This window comes from Deltaproteobacteria bacterium, from assembly GCA_016235345.1.
Taxonomy (GTDB): Bacteria; Desulfobacterota; Desulfobacteria; order Desulfobacterales; family Desulfatibacillaceae; genus JACRLG01.
In genome coordinates this window covers 119,194-142,457 of sequence record JACRLG010000028.1, presented here as the reverse complement: position 1 = coordinate 142,457, position 23,264 = coordinate 119,194, and the positions used below count along the sequence as shown (strand labels likewise).

Below are 23,264 nucleotides of genomic sequence, written 5' to 3'. Positions count from 1 at the left end.
GGGCCTGCCCCCATTTTTCACGCCAGCCCGTTTTCCCGGAAGAAATCGCTTAACTGCTGCTTCACCTGCTCCTCGTTGACGCACCGCTTGTCAAAGGAATCCGTAGCCAGAAAAAGAGCCGGAAGCCCGGCCTTTCGGCACACGTCGCTCACCAGCTTTCCCATGGCGTAGCTCGTCTTGCAGCCCTGGTGACGGGTGAAGATGAAACAGTCGCCGTTGTATTCCTCTATAATCCTTGAAAGCTCGCCCGTGAAGAACTCCGCAGGTCCACGGCATTGGCGGGCCATGGCGATGTTCAAGTGCGCCTTTGCCAGTCCGTGAAGAATGGTGTCCCGGCTTTGCGTGTCGATCTCCCCCTGGGACACCCGGCCCATGAAATCCGCCACGGTGACGGCCCCGAAGGTCCTGTTGAGCCAGGGCTCCAGGAAATGAAAAGCTATGGGGATGTCGTACCAGATGATGCGGATCTTCTGATCGGCAATGAAGCCGCGGCCTTCGTCCAGGCGCTTTTTGGCGTTGTCCCTTATGATTTTGGCGTAGGCCGCAGCCCTGGGGGAGCCCATTGTGCATACCCCGTGCTGCCATCCCAAAAGAAGGCAGGTCAGGTTCGCCGGGGAAGGGCGCAGCTTGGCCATTTCGGTGTATTCGGAAAGAAAGCGGTTGGTTTCGTTCATGGTTTCGCAGGTTTCGGCCAGCTTGTCCCAGTCCAGCTTCTTTTCCAGCTTCTCCTCAAGAACGCCTATGAGCTCCAGAATGTTTTTGGCGTAATAGGCGTAGCTCTCCTCGTTGTCCCAGTAGGGGGTGTCAAGGGTGAACAGGGGGGCCTTTGTAAGGTACTGCAAAACCTGGTAGCTGGAAACCACCGAGTCGCAGGGGTGGGAGCTTGAAACGATGAGGTCCGGGGGCGGGGCCTGGCCCAGAAGATGTGCGCCGATGGCGGCCTTTCCGGCGGAGCAATACTCTGCCGGGAGCCCCTCCTTTTCCGCCGCCTCGATGAAGTCCACCACAACGTCGGTTCCCATGTGGTGGCCCATTATGGAAAGGGCCTCCGGCACGTAGGTGACCGCGCCCATGACCCTCAAAAGCTCGTTGGAAAGGTTGAACTCGCTCCAGACCACCTTTTCCCCATTCTCGGCAGAATCCAGGATGGCGTTCATGTGGTCCAGGTAATCCAGGTAGACCAGCCTCATGGCCGAAAGGTCCTCAGGGCTCACGAGGCCGCCCCCCAGCATGGAGAAGCTGTGGCGTGGGCCTGAATTCCACCCGTTTTCCCGCTCCGGCATGAAACGCGCGCCCGCCTTCAGCATTGCGCTGAAAATCCTGGGATAGCGCATCAGAAAAAGGAGCAGCTTCAACTGGTTCCGCTGGTAGCGCCATACCGAGAGGGGCTTCAATTTACTGTTCTTCATGGGTCGTTCCCCGGAATGATTGTAACCGGCCTTGAAAAAGCATTGATATGAAGCCTGAAATCAGCCTGTCTAAAAGCGATGAAATGCAAGGAACGCGAGCGGCGCGGGAAGGAATAGTACTTGTCGTACATGACGACCCGCGCCGCGATGCGTGACACAGCAGTTCGCGCTTTTAGACAGGCTGATGTTATGCTCCCACGCTTTTTGACACCATCCGCACTACCTCATCCGCCACGTTGCCCTTCACCATCTGCTCCAGCTTGTCGTAAAGCCCGGAGTCCAGTTCCTTCAGCATGGCGAAAAGTTTCTTCTGCTCGTCCCAGGTTGCTTCCACGTTCCGGTGAAAGGCAAGGGCCCCCAGGATCATGAGATAAACCACGAAGGGGTTGGCCCCGGCAAAGACCCCCTTTTCCTCGCCTTCCTCAAGGATGGCCATGAGCATTCCGAAGATGAGCACAAGGTCGGTGGCCACCTCCTGTGGGAGGTTGCGGCCCCCGGATTCCACGGCCCGCATCATGACGGGCGGTAGAGGCGGGTAGTCCTCCACCGTCGCCGCTATGCCCCTTATGTAGGTTGCGAGCTTTTCCTGGGGGCTCTGGTCGTCTGAGAGCCCTGCGGCCACCCTGGCCACGGTGTTGCCTATCACGTCGTGGAGAACCGCGCCGTAGAGGGCCTCCTTGTCGCCCACGTGATAGTAGATGGTGGCCTTGTTGACTCCGGCTGCGGCGGCGATTTCATCCACGCTGGCCCCGGAAAAGCCCGACGCCGCAAAAACCCTGGTGGCCCCGGAGATGATCCGGCGCACGGTGTCTTCCTGTTTCGATACCCCGTTTTTGGGCGGCATTGGCGGGTTCCTCCACAAAGGTCCGGCTTCACGGGCCTGCCCGGCGTGATTCAGGGATGGGAAAGGGCGGCTGGCTTGAAGCTGAAAGCAAATGTCAACTGATCGGTTAAACTATACGGTTGGTTGACTCTTTGTCAAGAAAGTATTGAGGGTATGAGAGAAGGGCTTCGGGAGCGTGTCTGATTGTGGGAGGGCGGTGAAGGCCTGTGCGGCTTGCGTCGGCGCATTTTTTGTGGCGGAGGATGACCGGCATGGGTATGGCGAAAACTGCTGCGGATATTCGATCAGGGATTCCGAGGGCCTTATCAGCCTGTTGAAAAACTCCAACTATAGCGTTTTTCATAAATCCGCGCCGATTGACCTCTTGTGCGAAGCCCCCCGGCAACGAGAAAGCCTGCGCCACCCACATCATGGCGTCCATCGAAACGGAACGGAATTATGAAAACTGCTATAAAAAGGCTGATGAAAAACGATGAGCCGCAAGGCGTGCGAAAAGCCAATGAGTCAAGCGTACTAAAGTACGTGACGGAATTGGCTTTGACGCACAACACAGCGGATCGCGTTTTTCGACAGCCTTTATATGTCGCAGGCCACCCTGAAGCCTACTTGATCGCAGGCCTTTTCGGGCGGGTAGCCCGAACGGTAGGCGCTTCGGGCCAGGGCCGGGGCCAGGTACCAGTTGCCGCCGCGAACCACCCGCGCCTCCCCGGTTTCGGGGCCTTTCGGGTCCGCCTTGGGGGAGACGTCGTAATAATAGGCCTCGTACCAGTCGGAGCACCATTCCTCGACGTTTCCCAGCATGTCGTAAAAGCCCCAGGCGTTGGGTTTGAATTTTCCCACTGGGGAAGTGAACACGTAGCCGTCCTCAAAGGGGAAGTTCACCGAAAAGCGGGTGCCCTGGGTTTCGGCCTCGGCCTGGGCCGTCTCGTCGCAGAAGTTGCCGAAGCCTTTGCCGCCGGCTATTTCGTCGCCCCAGAAAAATTCCGTGGAAGTTCCGGCCCTGGCCGTGCACTCCCACTCGGCCTCGGTGGGAAGCCGGAATTTTTTTCCGGTCTTTTCGGAAAGCCACTTGCAGAAGGCCACGGCGTCGTTGTGGCTGATTCCCGTCACCGGGTGGGAATTGGACTGGAGAAAGCCGGGCATTTTCCAGTAAAGCCCCTCCTTGGGCGACCAGGCGTCCCCGCTCCAGTCGAGGCCCTCCATAAAGCCCGCGTCCCACGCCTCTGTCACGTAACCCGTGGCTCTTACAAAGGCCCCGAACTGGGCGCGGGTTACCTCGAATTTCCCCATCAGAAAGCCCTTGAGCGAAACCTGATGAACCGGGCCGTGGTCGAGGTAGGTTTCAGGGTCGCCCTTGTACTGTTTGGCAGTCTGGCGGGGGGAGAGGGGGGAGCCCATTTTGAACGCGCCGCCAGCCACTTTTACCATGTCGAGCGAAACGCCGCCGCCCAGATCAAAGGAAACCTCCCTGGCGACAGGCTTTTCCGGGGCTGGCCGGGCCTTTTTCGCAGCCTGGGAGAGCGCCGGGCAAAAAGCCAGGAGGGTGACCATTACGGCAAGGCCGGTCAGAATCCCCGATGGTCGCTGCATGGAATTTTCCTCTCGACAAGGTGGTGCGATTTTTCGGAAAACCGGATCAGACGGACTTCTCCCCAAGCCCGATGTGCCGGGCCGCCATTTCAATCATAAGGGCCGTGTCGCCCGGCGAAACCCACACGAGGCCCGGAACCGCCTTGAACCAGGTAAGCTGCCTTTTGGCAAGGCGGCGGGTGTCGGTGCAAAGCCTTGTTACGGCGTCGGTGAGGCTCGAAACGCCCGTGAGCGCCTCCACCATGTGCCTGTAGCCGATGGAGCGCATGGACTTAAGCTCCGGCCCGCAGCCGCGCGCAAGAAGGCCCCGAACCTCGTCCAGGAGCCCGGCCTCCATCATGGCGGCGACGCGCCTTTCGATCCGTTCGTAAAGCGCCTCCCGGTCATCGTTGATGCAGAAAAAAAGATGCCGGTACAGGGGCCGTGAAAAGCCGTGGGAGGCGCGGGACTCGGAAACCGGCCTTCCCGTGGCGCTTATTACCTCCAGGGCGCGTACCGTGCGATAGGAGTCGTTCACGTGAATTTTCGCGGCGGTGGCGGGATCGAGTGATTCGAGCCTCGCGTGAAGAGCCTCCGGCCCCAGTTCGGCAAGCTCCTGCTTCAGATTTTCCCGCACCGCCGGGTCCTTCGCCCCCTCGTCGAAAAGCCCGTACAGGAGGGCCTTGAGATAGAGCCCCGTACCGCCCGCCACCACCACCGGGCGGCCCTTTGCGGAAATATCGCCGATGGCCCGCGCCGCCTCTGCCGCGAAACGGGCCGCGTCGTAATCTTCGTCCGGGTCGGCCACGTCGATCAGGTGATGCGGCGCCGCCTCGCGTTCGGCCTTGGTGGGCTTGGCGGTGCCTATGTCCATGTAACGGTAAACTGCCATTGCGTCAGCCGATACGATTTCGGCGGAAAGCGCCCTGGCAATCTCAATCGCCGCCGCCGTCTTGCCCACGCCCGTCGGACCGGCCACGATTATGAGAGGGATCATTGAATCCGCCGTTTGACTGACCCCGGAAGGGGGACGGCAGGTCGCCTACCCCTTCCGGGAGAAATGTATAGTGCCATTTGTTTGAAAAGTCGCCAAGTTCGATGGAGAGAGAACATTCGTCACCCCGGCGGAAGCCGGGGTCCAGAAAAAACCCTGCAAGCGTCAAAAGACTGGATTCCGGCTTTCGCCGGAATGACGAAATCAACGAATCGCCTTCCCGAAAAAAAGGAACCGAATATACACCAGGCAATAGCGGAACCTGTTCATTTCTTGAGTTCACATTTTCAGGAAGGCTGCTACTCCACGGTCAATTCATAATAAACTGTGTAGCGAGCCAGAATCTCCGCCACCTTCGCCTTGATTGAATCGGCGGAAACGCCCTTCGACGCCTTCACGGTGATTTTCGCGGCGGTGCCGTAAACCTTGTGCTCGCCCACCGTTACGGTTACTGATTCCGCCGCGTCGCCAAGACCCGCCAGTTCCTCGTCGTAGACCCGCTTTGTGGCGTCCCAGCGAAGGGCGGGCTTGAAGATTTTTCCCACCGGCGTAAGGGGAATCTGGGGGGTGATGATGATCTCCTTGGGTATGGCGGCCTTTTCGCCCACGTTGGCCCTGGCCCATTCCATTATCTGCTCGGTGGTGAGCCCTGAGCCCGCCGCGATCTCCACGTAGGCCACCGGGACCTCGCCCGCGTGGGGGTCGGGCCTGGGCACGGCCGCAACCATCTTCACCGAAGGCATCCTGTAGAGGGGCTCCTCGATCGCCGCCGGGTCGATGTTATGGCCTCCGCGAATGATGAGCTCCTTCTTGCGTCCCGTAAGCCAGAGGTAGCCGTCCTCGTCCAGCCGCCCAAGGTCGCCCGTGTTGAACCAGCCTTCCTCCGGCCATATGGTTGCGTTGTGGCGCTCCTCCACGTAGCCTTTGAAGATGTTGGGGCCGGTGATGCAAACGCAGCCGATTTCGCCCGTGGGCAGCTCCCTTGCCAGCTTGCCGTTTTCGTCCACGCTTATGATCTTCACGTTCTGGTAGGGCATCCTTATTCCCACCGAGCCCACCTTGCGCTCGCCCTCCTTGGGGTTGATGGCCGAGGCCACCGCGCCTTCGGTGAGGCCGTAGCCTTCCAGAATCTTCATGCCGGTGTGGGCCTCGAAGCGCTTGAAAAGCTCGACGGATAGCGGCGCGGCCCCGCACACCACGTAGCGGAGGCTTGAAATGTCCGCCCCGCCAACCGGAAGGTCAAGGAGAACGGACAGGACAGTGGGAACCGCCGAGAAAAGCGAGGGTCTGTACTTTTCCACTATCTTGTAGAAGTTCTTCATGATGGTGGGGTCGCGGTAGCCCAGGGGCGAGAGCAGCACCACATGGCCGCCCACGGAAAAAGGCGCGAGCCCCGTGACAATGGTTCCGTTGCAGTGGAAAAGCGGCAGGCCGCACATCACCGTGTCGCTTGGCTGAAATCCGCCCATGAGCATGATGTCGTAGGCCATTATGACTTCGTTGTAATGGGTGCGCCGGGCGAGCTTGGGGGTGCCGGTGGTTCCGCCCGTGTGGTACAGGGAGGCTATGTCGTCAGGCGCGATGTTTCTTGAAAAGGTGAGCCTGTCGTCCGGGTATTTTGCGATGGTCTCGTCAAATCCGTAGATTCCTTCCGCCTCGTCCCCCGGCCCCATCACCCTTATAACGGCCTTCAAGGTGGAGATTTCCTTTCGAATGGAATCCACCTTTTTCCAGATTTCGGTTCCCGGAAGATCGCCCAGGCAGACCAGGACCTTGGTTTTTGCCGCAAGGCAGATGTCCTTGATGGTTCCGGCTTCCAGGAGCGGGTTTATGGGGTTGGCGATTCCTGCGGCCTCGGCCCCCCAGAGGGTGTAATGGGTGGGGGGAATGGAGGGCAGAAGGTAGGTCACAACGTCCGTGGGGCCTATTCCGAGATCGTGGAACATGTTGGCGGCTTGGCGGATTCTTCCGATAAGTTGCCGGTAGGGCACCGTTATGGGGGTTTCGTAGGCGTCGCCGTTGAAAAGAAAGCTAATCGCCGTGGCGTCGGGGTTTATGGCCGCGCCCTTTTCCAGAATCTCGAATGTGCTGTTTTCGGGAACCCGTTGCCTGTAGGGGACCTTCTCGATTTCCGCTATGTCGGCCAGATTCCTGATGACAAATTGCCCAAGCTCCATGATGCACTCCTTTACCCTCAAATGGTTATGGAAAGGGGATGCCGCCGAACCGATTGGTGTCGTTTTCCGAAACGTGATTCAAAAGGAAAAGATGCGCTTGAAAAGGATCGAATCTCCCTATCTAATCACAAGGGGGATATAGTTTCAACACGATTTACCATATTGCCTTTTCCGTGACCGGGCGGAGGAATTTTATCGCGGCTCTTGAAATCGTGAGGTAAAGAGGCTAACAGGCGGGCCGGGAAATGTTCCGGCGCAAGTCCGTGTTTTTTACGTTACCGATGGAATTTGGCCGCGTGGTTTTTACAGACAAAATCGATGCCCCCTTTGCGGGCACATCAATAATTTTCGACCCGGAAAAAGGCGGTTGGCTGAAGTTTTCGCGCCCCCTTGGGATTCTCCGCGCCCACGGGCTTTCCGAGGTTCTCCCTGCCCTGGCGGAAGTCGAGGCCCAGGTGGAGGGTAAGGGCCGCTTCGCCGCAGGCTTTGTTTCCTACGAGGCATCCCCGGCCTTCGACCCCGCCTTTCGCGCCGTTACGCCCGGTTCCGACGCCCCGCCGCTACTGTGGTTCGGCATCTACGACGCGCCGGAAGTGGTGGAGCTTCCGCCGCCCGGCCCCGGTTTTTCGCCGCCCGGCGCCTTCGCTTCTTCCGTCACCCGCGCTGAGTACGAGGCCGCCGTCAGAAGGGTGAAGGACCACATTGCAAACGGCGACACCTACCAGGTGAACTACACCCTTCGCCTGTCCGCCCCTTTTGAAGGCTGCGATTTCGAGTGGTTCCGGCTCCTTGTCTCCTCCCAGCAATGCCTTTACGCGGCGTATTTCGACACCGGCGATTTCGCTGTCTGCTCGGCCTCTCCGGAGGTCTTTTTTCTGCGCCAGGGTGAAAACGTGACCTGCCGCCCCATGAAAGGCACGGCCCCGCGCGGGGGCACGGCCTCCGAGGACGAGGCGTCCGCCGCCTGGCTTTACAACTCGGAGAAAAACCGCGCCGAAAACGTGATGATAGTGGACATGATCCGAAACGACCTGGGCCGGGTGGCCGAAACAGGCACGGTTGAGGTCCCGCATCTTTTTTCCGTGGAGCGCTACCCCACGGTTCTCCAGATGACCTCCACCGTCACGGCCAGGACCCGCGCCGGGTTCCGGGAGCTTTTCTCCGCCCTTTTCCCCTGCGCCTCCATCACCGGAGCCCCCAAGGTCAACACCATGAACATAATCGCGGAGCTGGAAACCACTCCGCGCGGGGTCTACACCGGGGCCTGCGGCTTCCTGGGTCCTGGCAATTACGCCCGTTTCAACGTGGCCATAAGGACGGTGGTGGTGAACCGCTTGGCCCGGCAGGCCCTCTACGGCGTGGGCGGAGGCATAGTCTGGGATTCGGAGCCCGCCGAGGAATACGAGGAGTGCAACATCAAGGCCGCCGTGCTCACGAGGCGCAGGCACGGGTTCTCCCTCCTGGAAACCCTTTTGTGGACCCCCGAAGTTGGCTGGGCGCTCCTTTCCGAGCATCTGGCCCGTCTCGCAGATTCGGCGGCCTTTTTCGGCTTTCCCTTCGACCAAAAAGCGGTGGCCGACGCCCTGGACGACCTCACGGCAGGATTCGGCCCGGAGCCTCGCCGGGTGAGGCTTCTGCTAAACGAGGACGGACTGGTGGAGGCGACCCACGGCCCGGCTCCCCAGGCTTTCACCGAGGCCGTTTCCGTGGCCTTTTCGCCCCTTGCGGTCGATTCCACCGACCCCATGCTCCGGCACAAGACAACCAGGCGGGAAATCTACGAAAAGGCCCTTTCGGAAGCCAGGAGGTCCGCGCCGGATATTTTCGACGCCATCATTGTAAACGAGCGCGGTGAGGTCACCGAAACCGCCATCGCCAACCTTGTCGCGGAAAAGGACGGAAATCTGTACACTCCGCCCGTCTCAAGCGGGCTTCTTCCGGGAACTTTGCGGGCGAGGCTTCTTGCAGAGGGGAAAATCAGGGAGCGGGTTATGGACCGGGGCTTTATCGAAAGCGCCGACGCCCTCTTTCTGGCCAACTCCGTAAGGGGGCTTGTGAAAGCCCGTTTGGCCGAGACTGGGGATTCGGCTTGACAGGCGGGAACGGAAAAATTAACAAGGATATCCGACGGATCAAATTATAACAACAGATCATGCTCTGCGACCCGCAAGGCGCGAAAAGGAAAAATTAAATGGAAAACCCATGCCCCTGCACATCAGGCCGTGAATACTCCGAGTGCTGCGAACCGCTGATCGAGGGCCAAAGGCCCGCCGCAACGGCTGAAGAGCTTATGAGGAGCCGCTACACGGCCTACGCCACCGGAAAGATCGATTTTCTCAAAAACACCACCCACCCGGAAAAAACCGGTGAGTTCGACGAGTCAAGCTCACTTTCCTGGTCCAAAAAAAGCCAGTGGCACGGGCTATCCATCGAAAAGGCGGAAAAGGGCGGGCCTGACGACGAAACCGGGCTGGTTGAATTCGTCGCGGTTTACAGCCAGAAGGGCAACCGGGTGAGGCATCACGAGCTTGCGGAGTTTAAGAAAAAGGACGGGGCCTGGTATTTTTTCGACGGAAACCCGGTGCCCGTGGAGACCATAAGGCGCGAAGGCCCCAAGGTGGGCAGGAACGACCCCTGCCCCTGCGGAAGCGGCAAGAAGTACAAGCGGTGCTGCGGGTGAGGTGGTTCGGAACCCGTTACGCCGACCTCAATTTTTTATTCCGGGTGTTTTTGAGATGGCCTCCGCAACGCCCCGGGCGAAAAGTTCGTAGCCCCGGGCGTTGTGGTGCAGATCGACGGGCCAGTAGATGTCCGAAGCCGGTACGCCTGATTTCGCGCACTCGGCCTTGTAATACTCCAGAAGGTTCACCACGAGAATATCCTTTTCACCCGCCAGTCTTCCGATAAGGCCGTCAAGGGGCCAGCCGCCTTTTTCAAGCTCGTGTTTCATGGGATGAAAAACCGCCACCAGCGCAAAACCGCGCTCCCCGGACAGGTGCGCGAAATCCATGATGGTCTGGTATATGGCGTCAAGAGCCCTCGCGTCGCCCGCCTTTAATTCGGCGCTGCTTTTCAGGGTCCAGTCATAGCCTAAGATGCCCTGGACAAAATGCCTCACCAGAAAGCTCGAACCGAAGAGAAATTCCCACCAGGGGCTTCCGGGCGGCCTGTAAAAGGGCCTGCCGATTCTTTCCTGGCCGCCTTTTGTGGCGATGTCCGTTATGTCCGAGCTGTTCACAGCAACGATCACCATGTCGGGCCGGAAAGCCAGAACCCTTTCACGGAGCACCTGAAGTTCGTCCACGGTGTCGTGACTGACGATGCCGCAGTTCATCACCCTCGTGCGAAGGCCATTGACTGAGGGAAGCATCTTTTGAAGAAGGCGCGGCCAGGTCTGGTCCTGCGCGACTCCCACGCCTTCCGTGAAGGAATCCCCCAGGGCCGCGATTCTGTATTCGTACGGGGCTTTTCGCAAGGGATGCTCGATATCCCGCATGTTGATGAAATTGAACGAGGACTCGTAATGGAATTCCTTATTCACTGTGCGGCTCATTTTTTCCCTGATCTCACGCTCGTCAAAAAAAATTTCAGTGACATATTTATATATGTTGTAACTGTATATCGAAGTATATTCATGAGAGCCGTTTCTTTCGCCGTAGCTTGCGAATCTTCTGTCAAAGCATCTCAAATATGATTCTGCGGAGACAAGGGCAAGGAAAAACACAAGAAAAGCAAATTGTATTTTTCTCCGCTCTGCGTCTTTTACGAAAAATGAAACGGCGGAACAGGCGGGATACAGCAGAAACGCCGTAATAATGCAGAATGTGGCAAAAGAATATATGCCTATTGCGGCCAGTATGAGCTTGTAAGCGACATAAGCGCAAAATACGGCTTTTGCCGTGAAAGCCGCAAACCTTCCGGGCGAAAGATGATTTCTGATCGTTGTCGCGGCCTTGGCTTTCGTCATCCCGAAAAATCCGCCCGGTTTGTATTTGAAGTTTCCGCGCCCAAGGGCGCGCAGCCTGATCATGAAACGAATATGTATGTAACGGGCAATAGCGGAAATCCCATCCGCCGTCAATCTAATGCGCCCGGCCATAGGGCGGCATTGCGGTCCTTGACTTTACAGGCCCCGGCATGATAGTTCTGGCCAAATGGACTTGTTGCCGTGCAATCCTGGAACAATCCTGCACACGGGTCTTTCAGGAGCGCCGCAGACCGGCTTTCGTCAACAAGGTTGGGTTTTCCGATTCTTCGTAAAAGGCCCTTAGCAGCCTGTCTAAAAACGCGAATTGCTGTGTCGTGCATCAAAGCCAATTCCGTCACGTACGAAAAAGTACGCTTACTCATTGGCTTTTCGCACTCCTTGAACTTCATCGTTTTTATCCAGGCTTTTCATACAGCCTTTTCCAACGGGCTGTTAGGTAAAATTCAAACAAGCCAATAACGAGGCGTTGCGATGTTCGTATTCCGCTTTTTTTTCGAGGCGTTGGCCTATGTTTTAAACATGGGCCTTTCGGCCTACATGATGCTGGTGATAGTTGCCGCGCTCCTGTCCTGGGTCAGCCCCGACCCCTACAACCCCATCGTGCGTTTCATCCACCGGGCCACCGAGCCCGTGTTGTACCAGATCAGGAAGAGGCTCCCTGTCAGCGGCGGAGGGATCGATTTTTCCCCCTTTGTCCTCATTCTGGCCATCTATTTTCTGAAATACTTCCTGGTGAGAACCCTTTTCACCCTGGCTCACACCATGGCGCCCGGCGCCGGTTCATTTGCTTATTGAATCAGTTTGACTTCAAACGCATTCGTTGACTCCAAAGGAGCTGTTTCATGGCCAAGATTGATGCATTTTTCAAACTCATGCACGAGCAGGGGGCGTCGGACCTTCACCTTGTCTCCGGCCAGCAGCCCGCCCTGCGCATACGCGGCGAAATAGAGCGCATCAAGTACAAGGTCCTGGAATCCGACGAATTGCGCGGAATGCTCTACGAGATCACACCCGAAGACCGCATCAAGATCTTCGAGGAAACGGGCGATCTCGATTTCGGCTACGAGCTTCCGGGCGTGGCCCGCTACAGGGCCAACTTTTTCATGCAGAAATACGGGGTTGCTGCGGTTTTCCGCGAAATTCCCCAGGTGATACAGACCGCCGAGCAGCTGGGCCTTCCCCCGGTGGTGTCCAAGCTCGCCTCCCTCCCGCGCGGGCTTGTCATTGTTACGGGCCCCACCGGAAGCGGCAAGTCAACCACACTGGCGTCCATCATCGACGTGGCCAACCGCAGCCGCAAGGACCACATCATAACCATCGAGGACCCCATAGAATTCGTCCATGAGTCCAAAAGCTGCATAGTGAACCACCGGGAGGTGGGAACCCACACCAAGAACTTCACCAACGCGCTTAGGGGGGCGCTCCGCGAGGACCCGGACATAATCCTCGTGGGCGAAATGCGCGACCTTGAAACCATAAGCCTTGCGGTGGAGGCCGCCTCCACGGGCCATCTTGTCTTCGCCACCCTTCACACCACAAGCGCGGCCAAGACGGTGGACCGCATCATCGAAGTCTTCCCTGCGAGCCAGCAGGAGCAGATACGCTCGACGCTCGCCGACGGCATACGCTGCGTCATAAGCCAGACCCTTTTCAAGCGCATAGACAAGAAGGGGCGCTGCGCGGCCCTGGAGATTCTAATCGCCACCCCGGCCGTGCGAAACCTGATCCGTGAAAACAAGACCTTCCAGATTCCTTCTGCGGTCCAGACCGGAAAGAAATATGGAATGCAGCTTCTGGACGACGCCATCATGGATCTGGTGCACAGGGGTCGGATAGACGTTGAAGACGCCTACATGAAGGCCAACGACAAGGCCCGGTTCAGGCCGCTTCTGAAAAACCCGCCCACGGACTTCACGGAGGCGTGACATGCGCAAGCAGGAAATCGACCACATCCTTACAAAGATGCTGGATTCCTACGACAACGTCTCGGATTTGAACATCACTGCCGGCAAGCCCTTCCAGGTTGAAAGCTCCGGCGTCCTGTACCCGGTGGAAATGACCCCGCCGGTGAAGGAGCTGACGCCCTTTCAGACCGAGATATTCGCCCTGAATCTCATAAACAAGGACAGGCGTCTCACGGACATCCTTCTGAACGAGGGCTCCTGCGACCTTTCCTACGAGCTTCCTGGCAAGGCCCGCTTCCGCGTGAACATCTTCTCCCAGCGCGGCACCTACTCGGTGGTTCTGCGAAAACTGGAAACCAAGATTCCCACCATCCAGGATTTGGCCCTTCCCCAGGCCTTTCACAAGATGGCCAAGGAGAAGAACGGTATCATCCTGGTGACGGGCGCGACGGGTTCGGGTAAATCCACCAGCCTTGCGGCCCTTCTGAACGAGATCAACGAGGCCGAGAGCTTCCACATCATAACCCTGGAAGACCCTGTGGAATACCAGCATCCGCACAAGAAGGCCACCTTCAACCAGCGCGAGCTGGGCGCGGATTTCGACAGCTTTTCGCGGGGCCTTCGGGCCGCCATGCGCCAGGCCCCCAAGGTGATCCTGGTGGGCGAAATGCGGGACCGCGAAACCGTGGAAATCGCGCTTTCGGCGGCGGAAACAGGGCATCTGGTCATGAGCACCCTGCACACCATCGACTCCGGCCAGACCATCAACCGAATTCTCGGCATGTTTAACACCGAGGAGGAAAACCAGATACGCATAAGGCTCGCCGACACAATGCGGTGGATCGTGTGCCAGAGGCTCCTTCCCAAGGTGGGCGGAGGGCGCGTGGCGGCCTTCGAGGTCATGGGCTCCAACATCCGCGTAAAGGACACCATCCTTCACGGCGAAAGCGAGGGCAAGACCTTTTACGAGATCATCCAGCAGGGCACGGCCTTCGGCATGACCACCTTCGATGATTACATCATCTCCCTTTACGAGCGCGGCTTCATCACCGAGGCCACGGGCGCGGCCTACGCGTCCCACAAGGCAGTGGTGGGCAGGGGCATCGACTCGGTGAAGAGCGCGCGCGGCGAGGCCACCAGCGACATAGACCACCTGGAAGTGGACAACGCCTACGGCAGAAACATAAAATAGAGCGGCATGGCCTCCTGGAGAGGCCGGTTTTTCCACAACCGCCGGACGCGAAGGCTTATAAAAATGGAAATAACCTGCGAAAACTGCCGGGCCCAGTTCAAGATTCCGGACGAGAAACTGCCCAAGGACAAGCTGGTGGCTGTTCCCTGCCCCAAGTGCAAGGAAAAGATCACCGTTGACACGCGGGCCAAAAACCACAACGGCAAGCCCCCGGCTCCGGCAAACGGCAAGACTGGAAAAAACCTGGCGGACGAGGTGATTTCCGGCCAGTACGACGCTTCGGACAAGCCCTTTGATTACATTGACGAGGGAACCCTCACGGCCCTGGTCTGCGATGCGGATTCCGGCAACAAGGCGCGGGTGAGGGCGGCCCTGGAAAACATGCACTACCGGGTCACCGAGGCGTCCACCGCCCGCGAGGCCCTGAAAGCCATGCGTTTTCACATTTTCGACATGGTTGTCCTAAACGAGATGTTCGACACGGACAACGCGGAAAACAACCACGTGCTGAAATTTTTGGGAAGGCTCACCATTTCCACGCGAAGGCAGATTTTCCTGGTGCTTTTATGCTCCGAACACCGCACCATGGACAACATGGCATCCTTCACCAAAAGCGTCAATATAATCATCAACTTGAAGAACATCGACGAGATTGGCAGCATCATCAGCACCGGGGTTTCGGAAAACAACGGTTTTTACCGCACGTTCAACGATACGTTGAAAAAAATGGGACGCCTGTAACAGCCTGTCTAAAAACGCGAATTGACAGTGCCCGCGCATCAAAGCCAATTCCGCCACGTACATTTAGTACGCTTTGCTCATTGGCTTTTCGCACTCCTTGCACTTCATCGCCGATATTTAAACTGGCATCCAGGCTTCGTATCCAGCCTTTTATAACGGGCTGGAAAGGGTTAACGCACCGGAACGGGTTGTGAAAGGGTCCGTCGTCATGAGGCAAAGCCTTCAAGCAGGTATCGCGGTTCTCGCCCTTTTTGCGCTGTTTGCGCTCTACGGCTGCGGAGTGCAGATGGAGTCCCTGGCTTCGCGCTCGGACTGGAGCTTCAAACAGGGGGCGGACGCCCTGGAACGCGGCCAGTACGATGCGGCCATAATCCATTACACCCGCTTCATCCAGGAAAATCAGGGAAAACCAGCCCGGTTGGCGCCGGCCTACAACAACAGGGCCGCCGCTTACCGGGCCATCAAGGACCGGGACCGCGCCCTTTCGGACTACAACCAGGCGGTGGACCTTTCCGATGCCGAAAATCGCTGGCAGTACATGATGCAGCGCGGGATATTCCTTCACGAATCCGGGTCCGTAAAAGACGCCCTGGCTGATTTTGAAAGGGTGATAGCAAGAAAGCCCGACCTGAAGTCCGCCTACTACTACCGGGGCCTGTGCTGGAAGGCCCTGAATGAGTTGGAGAAGGCGGAGGCGGATTTTCTTAAGGCCAAATAGAGGTCGAATCAACAGGGGCCGGATAAAATGGCCCCGGTTTACGTAAAATTATAAAGCCGCTTAAATCCGGCTGGACATAAAGCCTGGATAAAAACGATGAAATGCTAAGGTTGGCGAGCGAGCGGCGAGGAGCGTACCCGCCCAAGAAATCGCAGAGTTCTTGGGCTAAATCAGGATGGTCGTACGTGACCGAGCCGGGATGCGATGCCTGACGCCGCAGTTCGCGTTTTTAGACGGGCTTTAAGGAGGGATTATGCTTTCGGGTGTATATACGGCGATCATCACGCCGTTTTCAAATGGATTGGATGCAAAAGGACTCGACGCGCTGGTGGATTTCCAGGTGGCCTGCGGGGTCTCCGGGGTTCTGGCGGCGGGCACAACGGGCGAAAGCCCCACGCTTTCGTGGGTGGAGCATCACGAGGTCACCCGCCGGGTGTCCCTGAGGGCAAGGGACAAGGTGGACGTGGTGGCCGGAACCGGCTCCAACAACACCACCGAGGCCCTGGAGGCAACCCGTTTTGCGGCTGAAAACGGCGCAAGCGCGGTGCTTCTGGTGGACCCCTACTACAACGGCCCAAGCTCGCTGGAAATACGGCGCGAGTATCTCGCTCCCGTGGCTGCGGCCTTTCCCGACCTCACGGTCATCCCGTACGTGATTCCGGGGCGCACCGGGGCCCAGCTTCTGCCCCAGGACCTTGCGCTTCTCAACGAATCCCACCCCAACGTGAGCGCGGTGAAGGAAGCCACGGGCGATTTCGACAACATGAAGCTCACCCGCCAGCTTTGCGGCAATAAATTCGTCATCCTCTCAGGCGACGACGACAAGACCTTTTCCATGATGGAAAGCGCGGAAATCAAGGCTTCCGGCGTCATTTCGGTGATTTCCAACGTGGCTCCCAAGGCGGTGGCCGACATGGTGGCCGCCGCGCTCGTCGGTAACTGGGAGGAGGCCCGCCGGGTGGAGACCGCCCTGAAGCCGCTCTTTTCCATCGTTGTGGTCACCACCATGGAAAGCTCGGCCAAGGGCGATGTGAAATGCCGGGCCAGGAATCCGCTCCCCATAAAGGCCCTGATGCGGGTCCTGGGGATGCCCGCCGGCCCCTGCCGCAAGCCCCTTGGGCTGATGACGAAAAAGGGCCTTAACGTGGTCCTCGACGCGGCCCGCAAGGTCCAGGCCGAGAATTCCTGGGTCTTCGCACCCCTGGAGTCCCACTTCGGCGTCAACGTGGAAGACCGCCTGTCTAACCCCAAATCCTGGGAAGGGCTGGCCTACGAGGATTATTGATAAGTCTTCGAGAAGCATTAACAGAGCCCTTTGAAGTGGAACTCACTTGTTTTGAATAAAAGTGAGTTCCACTTTGATTTATAAATGATGAGATTCATAGATGCTATAATCTGTTAGGCGCTAAGATAGCCTTTATTCGCTCTTCATTTCTAAGTTCTTCGAGGATACTGTTGCACCATTCTTTTTTTGAGCTTCGACAAGAGTTCAGACCCCTTGGCAACTTTATCTGTTCCGCCCAAGTTCGTATATTCATTCCAAACGATTTCAAATGAATCCATCAGGACAGAGTCATGAAAATCACAACTGCCAAGCGACGCAATTCTGTCTGGTGAGGGGTCGGAATCGTTCAATGCCACTTGGGATGCACACATTGCAATATAGAATTTCACATTGTCCTGAATCCGTGAGCGGCACTACATAAAAAGAGCGGTGATCGTTAAATAACATCTCGATTTTTAACATTATTTATGGCAAGGTCGAATCATTCAACCATTCACCCGGTGAGTGAAAAGCCATGCCGAAAATCAAAATCGGAAGATCGCAAACTCAGTTTTTTACCCCCCATTCCGGCTTTGCCCTGGTGGGGCTTTTGATAAATGAGCACTCCGGCCTTGCCAATCGCTTGATCTGCGTGCCCGGCGCGCCCCGCGTCTCTCACGAGGATGTTGTCAAAAGCTACATGGGCCTACTTTGCGTGGGCAAAAGCGACTTCGAGGCCATGGACGGAGTGCGGGGCGACGACTGGTTCAAGGCTGCGCTTGCCATCAAGCATGTTCCTTCAAAAGAGTCGCTTCGCCAACGTTTCGACCAGCATGCCGATCCGTTCGCCCAGGCTGTCCAGAGCGCATCAATCGAAATGCTGAAGGCTGCGAAAGCACCGGTCACGAAAATTTCCACCGGCCATGTACCATTGGATATGGACGTTTTTCCGATGGATAACGGGGGTACAAAAAAGGAAGGCGTTTCGCGCACTTACAAAGGAGTTGACGGTTATGCGCCCATCGCCGCCTATCTGGGCGAAGAAGGCTGGTGCGTGGGTCTGGAACTCAGGGAAGGCAGCCAGCACAGCCAAAATGACTTCATCCCCTTTTTGAACCGGGTCGTTATGAGGGCGCGGCGGCTGACGCAAAAGCCTTTGCTTGCCCGCCTGGATTCAGCTCACTGCGCCATTGAGACCCTCGTTGCGCTTCGCGGGCACGAAAAAGTCTCGTACATCGTAAAATGGAACCCCCGGAAGGCCAATCACATCGAATGGCGCGACAGGGTGTTCGCCGAAAGCCAGGTCACCGAGCCTCGCCCTGGAAAAAAAGTCGCGGTCACGACCGTACACGAAGCCCATGAATTTAAAGGAAAAAATTACCGCTTCATGCGGGTGGTCCGCGTGACGGAACGCAGCATCGACAAAAAAGGCCAATATCTGACGGTGCCTGACATCGAGCTCGAAGGCTGGTGGACAAGCCTTGCGCTCCCCGCAGGGGACATCATCAAGCTCTACGAGGCCCATGGGACAAGCGAGCAGTTTCACAGCGAAATCAAGAGCGACCTCGACATGGAACGGCTGCCTTCGGGCAAATTCGCCACCAACGCGCTGGTGCTGACGTGCGCGGGCTTTGCTTACAATATCTTGCGGCTTATAGGCCAAATGGGGCTTTGCGGCGACAAGTCGCCCGTTCGGCACCCGGCAAAAAGACGCAGAATAAAAACGGTAATCCAGGAGTTGATGACCATTGCCGCTCGGCTTGTTCGCTCGGCCCGGAGGCTTACGCTGCTTTTCGGACGCAATTGCCCGGCATTTGAGGCGTTTTTACAGGTCCACAACGCCCTTTCGCCCGGCTGACTCGGTCAGCAAAAAACAGCCAGAGCAGCAAAACACAACAAGGAGGCATAGACATGCCCGGAAATTGGTGAAATTCGGCCTTGACGTACAATAATCGGCGATCAAAGCTATAAAACCATTCAAATTCGCCTTTCCAGGATCGTCAAGGCAGAGAAACTTCGAAAATTGACACCCCCAAGACCATGAAAACAGGTGTGTAACGAAGGCGTCACGGATTCAGGTAATCTATATTTAATTCGTGGCAAACTTTTTTATTACAATAAAAAATATTTTTTATCATATTCTGACTTTTCAGAAGGGGTTAAAATATTATATTTAAATTATATTAAAAATAAAAGTTTGAAAAATGTGCCACAATATATTGTTGAAACATATTTATATTATTTAGTTTGGAAAAAAATTGCTTATAATAATATTAAAATAATTAATCAAAATTCAGTATATAATAATGAATATTAGATAGATATTCCAATTAGTGGTTACTTAGATGATAATTATAGCATGAAATATGTGTTTAAAATGTATGAAAATATTATTTCTGTAAATGTTTGCTTAGCTAATATTTCTAATAAAGATGGTTCAGAAAATTATAATATATATTTTTACATCGCACATTATTATTTATTATTAACTGAATATGAAAATGCAAAATTTTATTTTGAAAAAGCAAAAAAATTAATGGGTGATGTAAATGATTTATCATTTAATTATTACGTTGCAATACAAAAAATTGACGAATTAAACGCGAAAAAGTTGAAATGTTCCGGGACAGTGCGTCACAATTAGTATGTGTCATCCCTAGTCAGTTTTATTCGCAGGTCAGGTACGAGCTATTTTGTCTCCTACGGCTACGACCAAAAGGGCCGCATGAACCAGGTCTCATGGAACGTGAATTCGGTCCCCGGCGCGACGGCTTACACCTACGTGCCCGGCTCCGACCTCCTTGCCGGAATGTCCACCGCCCGCACGGACGGCTCGTACACCCCGGTCACGGCCACGTATACCTACGAAGACAAGCGCGACGTGAAAACCCAGGTCCTCAACAAGTCCGGAGCCCGCGTCATCTGGCAGTACGACTACCGCTATAACGCCATCGGCAACCGCACCTCCGTGGTCAACTCCGGCGAGGCATTCGGAAGCCAGTACGACGCATCATCACCCGAAAACCGCGAAGGCTTCAACCTCTACGGCTACAACTCCCGGAGCGAAGTCAGCGAATCAAAACGCTTCCACGGCGCCAACCTGTAAAACACCTCGCACCCCAATCATGCAGGGGGGGAGTCCCAGCCTTCCCCGGTTTTCGATTTCCGGTTTCGGCGCGGGCGGGCAGGGGCAACGGAATAAAGCCCTCACCCGCAGGTTTCGATGATCTTCTTCTCGCCGTTTTTCAAGATGAAAACCCGGTCCTTCAGCGTAAGGTCGTTTTCCACTATCGAGGAAAGCATTCGGGGCGGCTCGCTTACCGGCTCCAGGGAGAGCTTGAACGAGCCGAAATGGATGGGAACCATGTACCGGGCCTTCAAGTCCCTGAAGGCCTGCACCGCCTGGTGCGGATTGAGATGCACCCGCCTCATGATGAAGGCCGGGCGGTACGCGCCGATTGGAAGAAGGGCGCAGCAGATGTCGAATTTTTCCCCTATTTGCGCAAATCCGTTGAAATATCCGGTGTCGCCCGCAAAATAAAAGGCAGGCCCCCCGTTTTTTCCGAAAACATAGCCCTGGTACTTTCTGAAGGGGTCCACGTAGATGCGCTCGCCGAAATGCCGGGCCGGAACCGCCGTAACGAAAAAATCGCCTCCTTGATGGGTTTCCCAGTCGGCAAGCTCTATTACTGTGGAAAAGCCGAGCTTTTTGACCAGGCTTCCCACCCGGTGAGGAGTGATTACGGGTGTGGATTTGGGAAAACGGTCCAGGGTGGGCAGGTCCAGGTGATCGAAGTGCGCGTGTGAAACAAGGATGCACGAGGCTCCGGCCAGGTCTTTCACCTCAGCGCCCGGCGCGCCGAACCGCCTTACCACCAGTGCCCTTTGGGAAAGCATGGGGTCGGTCACGAACGAAACGCCGCCGGTTTCAAGATAAACCGTGGCGTGCCCCACGAATCTGATTTCGGTTTTTTCCATTATCGATCGCAATTGAGGGGTTTTGAAAAATTTATTCTTTCTCTCCGGCAGTTATCGCGCTAAGATGCATCTTACAACAAAAAGCGTCGAAAATCAGGGGGAAAACTCATGGATGACCGCATTCTTGCGCTTCTGGCGCGTGTGGAGAGGCTGGAAAAGGAAGTCGCGGAGCTTAAAAAATTCACCGGGATGTCCGATTCTCCGGTCAACAGGAAGGCGGCCACGGGCGAGGGCGCAGATATAATGGAGGCCCTGTCGAAAATGGCCCCCCAAAAGGGCCAGCGGGTCAAAATTGCCCAGTTGCGCAAGGCCCTGGAAATGGAAGGCAACGCCTTCGACAACGCACTTTCCGCCCTTTCCAGGTCCGGCCACGTGGCGCTTCACGAAACCGGAGCGCTTTCGCTTTCAATAAAGAACATGGGCGAGTCGCTCATGGGTGAAAACGGCGAGCTTTTCACCGAAGTTTCGGTGAACCAGGCTTAAAATTCGGCAAATTCAAAAAACGGTTCAAAAATAAGGAAAGTCAAATGGATAAAAAAGCTTTGTTGGCATTGCTTGCGGTGGTCGTCTGCCTGTTTGCGGGGTTTTCCCCGGCCTTTGCGGACGGCCCCAACGGCGCGATTACCAGGGATGATGTGATCTCGTTCGTGGACAAAGCCGTGGATTTCGCACAGGCCAACGGAAAGGCAAAGGCCCTTTCCGAGTTCATGAACCAAAGCGGCCCCTTTGTGCGCGGCAATCTCTACATCTTCGCCTATGACTTTAAAGGAAACGTACTTGCCCACGGCGGGCAGCCCGAATTGGTGGGAAAAAACCTCATCGAGCGCACCGACACGGACGGCAAGAAGATCATCCGGGAGTTGATGGCCCTGGCCATCCAGGGCTCCGGCTGGTTTCGGTACAACTGGGAGGACCGCCTCACCCGCAAAATCGGCCCCAAGCTGGGCTATGTGAAAAAGGTGGACGACACATGGTGGCTGGGCTCCGGCCTGTACGAAGACGAGATGGACCAGGGCTTGTCCTTTTCCGTGGACGCCCGTTCTGCCTTGGGCCTTTTGATCTCATCTGCGGACGCTCAACTGGAAGGGGTCCTCTCGTCGCTTTCAATCATCGCAGAAACAAGCGCGGCCAAAAGCGGCGACTGGAAAGCCATCCGGCCCCTGCTTGCGGCAATGGCCAAGACCGGCGCTTCGGGCGCGCATTTTTTCGTCCGGCCCGACGGAACCTATTTCACCGTGGAAAAAGGCCGCCAGGACAAGACCCTTTCGGATCGTCCGTATTTCTCCGATCTCATGGCGGGAAAAGACGTGACAGGCAGTCTCGTGATTTCAAAGTCAACCGGGCTAAAATCCGCAGTGCTGGGGGTCCCGGTGAAAAAAGACGGGCGGGTCATCGGGGCGCTCGGAGCATCGGTATTCATCGAACCGTTGAACGACAGGCTGCGGGAAGCCATATTGCTGCCCTCCAACCAACTTTTTTTTGCAATGGATGGCCTGGGCAGGACCGCCCTTCACCAGAACAGGGACTTCCTGTTCGTTTACACGTCCGAGATGGGAAGCCCGTCTTTGGAGGCCGCCGTAAAGCAGATGCACGCCTCGAAAGAGGGGACGGTCCAATGGGATATGGGCGGCTTGGGCAGGACCTGCATTTTCAGGAAATCAAAACTGAACGGCTGGTGCTACGGCATAGCCGAGCTTTCGGAAGTGAAGAAGGACGGCGAAAAATAATGCAGAACGCCTCATACCCCATCTCGAAGGCATTTCGGGATGGGGCATGAGGCGATTTTCAATTATTACGTTATGTACCGGCTATCCGCTATTTGACTTTTTCCGCAGGCGCCTCTTTTACGGCCAGAGGAACCCCCTCGCTTCCCAGGTAGAAAACCACCAGTTTCACCGGATCGCTTCCAATGTTTTTGCCGTTGTGCAGGGTGTCCACAACCTCGATGATGACATCGCCGGGCGAGTAGGAAAGCAGGCCGCCGTCCTCAAGAGAAACGGAGAGGCTCCCGGACAGAACGTAGGCGTAAACCGGCATGGGATGCCTGTGCCAGCCGGTTTCAGCGCCCGGGGCTATCGAAACCATCGCGGCGGTCACCTCCGCCTTGTCCGTAACGGGAAAGGCGATTTTTTGCCCGTTGGCGGTGGTGGCGGCCTTTTTGAGGACTTCCGAAGTGACGCCCTGGTTGTATCCGTCAGCGAGCGAAAGCGGCGCGAACAGGAGAAGACCCGTGAGGCAAAGAAGGATGACTCTGGCGCGTAGCGTGGATATGCGTTTCATGATGCTTCCTTTCATTCCGACATAATGGGGCGGTTCGGGCGGATTTGAAACAAGATGCAAGAGGCCCACCATAGCCCGGCCCGTTTCCAAAAGCAAATTTACCATACCGCGTGACACCAGTCGGTTCATGCCGTTAAAGGCCCTTTCCCCCAACAAGGCTTCAGAACGATAATCCGGCGTTTCCTCCTTATCGCCAAATTTCGCCG

At 56.4% G+C, this 23,264-nt stretch carries 22 protein-coding genes; 13 read left to right on the top strand and 9 right to left on the bottom strand.

What is annotated here, in order from left to right; genetic code table 11:
* Positions 1–17: 17 nt before the first annotated feature.
* The 5 genes from HZB23_14250 to HZB23_14230 form a co-directional block, all read right to left on the bottom strand.
* Positions 18–1,409 carry a 2-hydroxyacyl-CoA dehydratase gene (locus HZB23_14250; protein ID MBI5845816.1) on the bottom strand — a complete coding sequence of 464 codons (1,392 nt, stop codon included), beginning with the start codon at positions 1,407–1,409 and terminating at the stop codon, positions 18–20.
* Between the two features lie 187 nt (positions 1,410–1,596).
* Positions 1,597–2,253: a TetR/AcrR family transcriptional regulator gene (locus HZB23_14245; protein MBI5845815.1), complete on the bottom strand. Its 657-nt coding sequence runs from the start codon at positions 2,251–2,253 to the stop codon at positions 1,597–1,599.
* A 576-nt stretch (positions 2,254–2,829) separates the two neighbouring features.
* On the bottom strand, positions 2,830–3,843 hold the full coding sequence (locus HZB23_14240; GenBank protein MBI5845814.1) for a formylglycine-generating enzyme family protein: 1,014 nt from the start codon (positions 3,841–3,843) through the stop codon (positions 2,830–2,832).
* Positions 3,844–3,889: 46 nt separating this feature from the next.
* Positions 3,890–4,819, bottom strand: coding sequence for a tRNA (adenosine(37)-N6)-dimethylallyltransferase MiaA (miaA, locus tag HZB23_14235; GenBank protein ID MBI5845813.1), 930 nt, complete (start codon positions 4,817–4,819; stop codon positions 3,890–3,892).
* 296 nt (positions 4,820–5,115) lie between these two features.
* Positions 5,116–6,993: an acyl-CoA synthetase gene (locus tag HZB23_14230; protein MBI5845812.1), complete on the bottom strand. Its 1,878-nt coding sequence runs from the start codon at positions 6,991–6,993 to the stop codon at positions 5,116–5,118.
* A 296-nt stretch (positions 6,994–7,289) separates the two neighbouring features.
* Between HZB23_14230 and pabB the strand changes: the two genes are divergently transcribed.
* Entirely contained in the window at positions 7,290–9,086 is a 1,797-nt protein-coding gene (gene pabB / locus HZB23_14225) for an aminodeoxychorismate synthase component I (GenBank protein ID MBI5845811.1), read from the top strand.
* Between the two features lie 98 nt (positions 9,087–9,184).
* Positions 9,185–9,673 (top strand): YchJ family protein, encoded by a 489-nt coding sequence (locus HZB23_14220; protein ID MBI5845810.1) that lies wholly within the window; start codon positions 9,185–9,187, stop codon positions 9,671–9,673.
* A gap of 27 nt (positions 9,674–9,700) precedes the next feature.
* On the opposite strand, the gene HZB23_14215 is transcribed toward HZB23_14220, so the two are convergent.
* Together HZB23_14215 and HZB23_14210 are read right to left on the bottom strand one after the other, a co-directional pair.
* Positions 9,701–10,546 carry a hypothetical protein gene (locus tag HZB23_14215; GenBank protein ID MBI5845809.1) on the bottom strand — a complete coding sequence of 282 codons (846 nt, stop codon included), beginning with the start codon at positions 10,544–10,546 and terminating at the stop codon, positions 9,701–9,703.
* 524 nt (positions 10,547–11,070) lie between these two features.
* Positions 11,071–11,370, bottom strand: a complete 300-nt coding sequence (locus HZB23_14210; protein MBI5845808.1) for a hypothetical protein — start codon at positions 11,368–11,370, stop codon at positions 11,071–11,073.
* A gap of 82 nt (positions 11,371–11,452) precedes the next feature.
* On the opposite strand from HZB23_14210, the gene HZB23_14205 reads away from it, so the two are divergent.
* From HZB23_14205 to HZB23_14165, 9 genes are all read left to right on the top strand, one after another.
* On the top strand, positions 11,453–11,776 hold the full coding sequence (locus tag HZB23_14205; protein MBI5845807.1) for a YggT family protein: 324 nt from the start codon (positions 11,453–11,455) through the stop codon (positions 11,774–11,776).
* 47 nt (positions 11,777–11,823) lie between these two features.
* Entirely contained in the window at positions 11,824–12,906 is a 1,083-nt protein-coding gene (locus tag HZB23_14200; protein MBI5845806.1) for a type IV pilus twitching motility protein PilT, read from the top strand.
* 1 nt (position 12,907) lies between these two features.
* A complete protein-coding gene (locus tag HZB23_14195; GenBank protein MBI5845805.1) occupies positions 12,908–14,077 on the top strand; it encodes a PilT/PilU family type 4a pilus ATPase in 1,170 nt (389 codons plus the stop codon).
* A gap of 63 nt (positions 14,078–14,140) precedes the next feature.
* Entirely contained in the window at positions 14,141–14,818 is a 678-nt protein-coding gene (locus HZB23_14190) for a zinc-ribbon domain-containing protein (protein ID MBI5845804.1), read from the top strand.
* 190 nt (positions 14,819–15,008) lie between these two features.
* A complete protein-coding gene (locus tag HZB23_14185) occupies positions 15,009–15,536 on the top strand; it encodes a tetratricopeptide repeat protein (GenBank protein ID MBI5845803.1) in 528 nt (175 codons plus the stop codon).
* 253 nt (positions 15,537–15,789) lie between these two features.
* The gene (gene dapA / locus HZB23_14180) at positions 15,790–16,821 is read left to right on the top strand and encodes a 4-hydroxy-tetrahydrodipicolinate synthase (protein MBI5845802.1); all 1,032 of its coding nucleotides are present in this window, start codon (positions 15,790–15,792) and stop codon (positions 16,819–16,821) included.
* A gap of 514 nt (positions 16,822–17,335) precedes the next feature.
* Positions 17,336–18,658, top strand: a complete 1,323-nt coding sequence (locus HZB23_14175) for an IS1380 family transposase (GenBank protein ID MBI5845801.1) — start codon at positions 17,336–17,338, stop codon at positions 18,656–18,658.
* Between the two features lie 501 nt (positions 18,659–19,159).
* A complete protein-coding gene (locus tag HZB23_14170; GenBank protein ID MBI5845800.1) occupies positions 19,160–19,444 on the top strand; it encodes a hypothetical protein in 285 nt (94 codons plus the stop codon).
* A gap of 81 nt (positions 19,445–19,525) precedes the next feature.
* Entirely contained in the window at positions 19,526–19,906 is a 381-nt protein-coding gene (locus tag HZB23_14165) for a hypothetical protein (protein ID MBI5845799.1), read from the top strand.
* A 101-nt stretch (positions 19,907–20,007) separates the two neighbouring features.
* Here the strand turns inward: HZB23_14165 and HZB23_14160 are convergent, their stop codons facing one another.
* Positions 20,008–20,778, bottom strand: coding sequence for an MBL fold metallo-hydrolase (locus HZB23_14160; GenBank protein MBI5845798.1), 771 nt, complete (start codon positions 20,776–20,778; stop codon positions 20,008–20,010).
* A gap of 108 nt (positions 20,779–20,886) precedes the next feature.
* On the opposite strand from HZB23_14160, the gene HZB23_14155 reads away from it, so the two are divergent.
* On the top strand, positions 20,887–21,261 hold the full coding sequence (locus HZB23_14155; GenBank protein ID MBI5845797.1) for a hypothetical protein: 375 nt from the start codon (positions 20,887–20,889) through the stop codon (positions 21,259–21,261).
* Between the two features lie 44 nt (positions 21,262–21,305).
* Positions 21,306–22,505 carry a cache domain-containing protein gene (locus HZB23_14150; protein MBI5845796.1) on the top strand — a complete coding sequence of 400 codons (1,200 nt, stop codon included), beginning with the start codon at positions 21,306–21,308 and terminating at the stop codon, positions 22,503–22,505.
* Between the two features lie 88 nt (positions 22,506–22,593).
* Here the strand turns inward: HZB23_14150 and HZB23_14145 are convergent, their stop codons facing one another.
* Positions 22,594–23,058, bottom strand: coding sequence for a cupin domain-containing protein (locus tag HZB23_14145; GenBank protein MBI5845795.1), 465 nt, complete (start codon positions 23,056–23,058; stop codon positions 22,594–22,596).
* Positions 23,059–23,264: the final 206 nt, after the last annotated feature.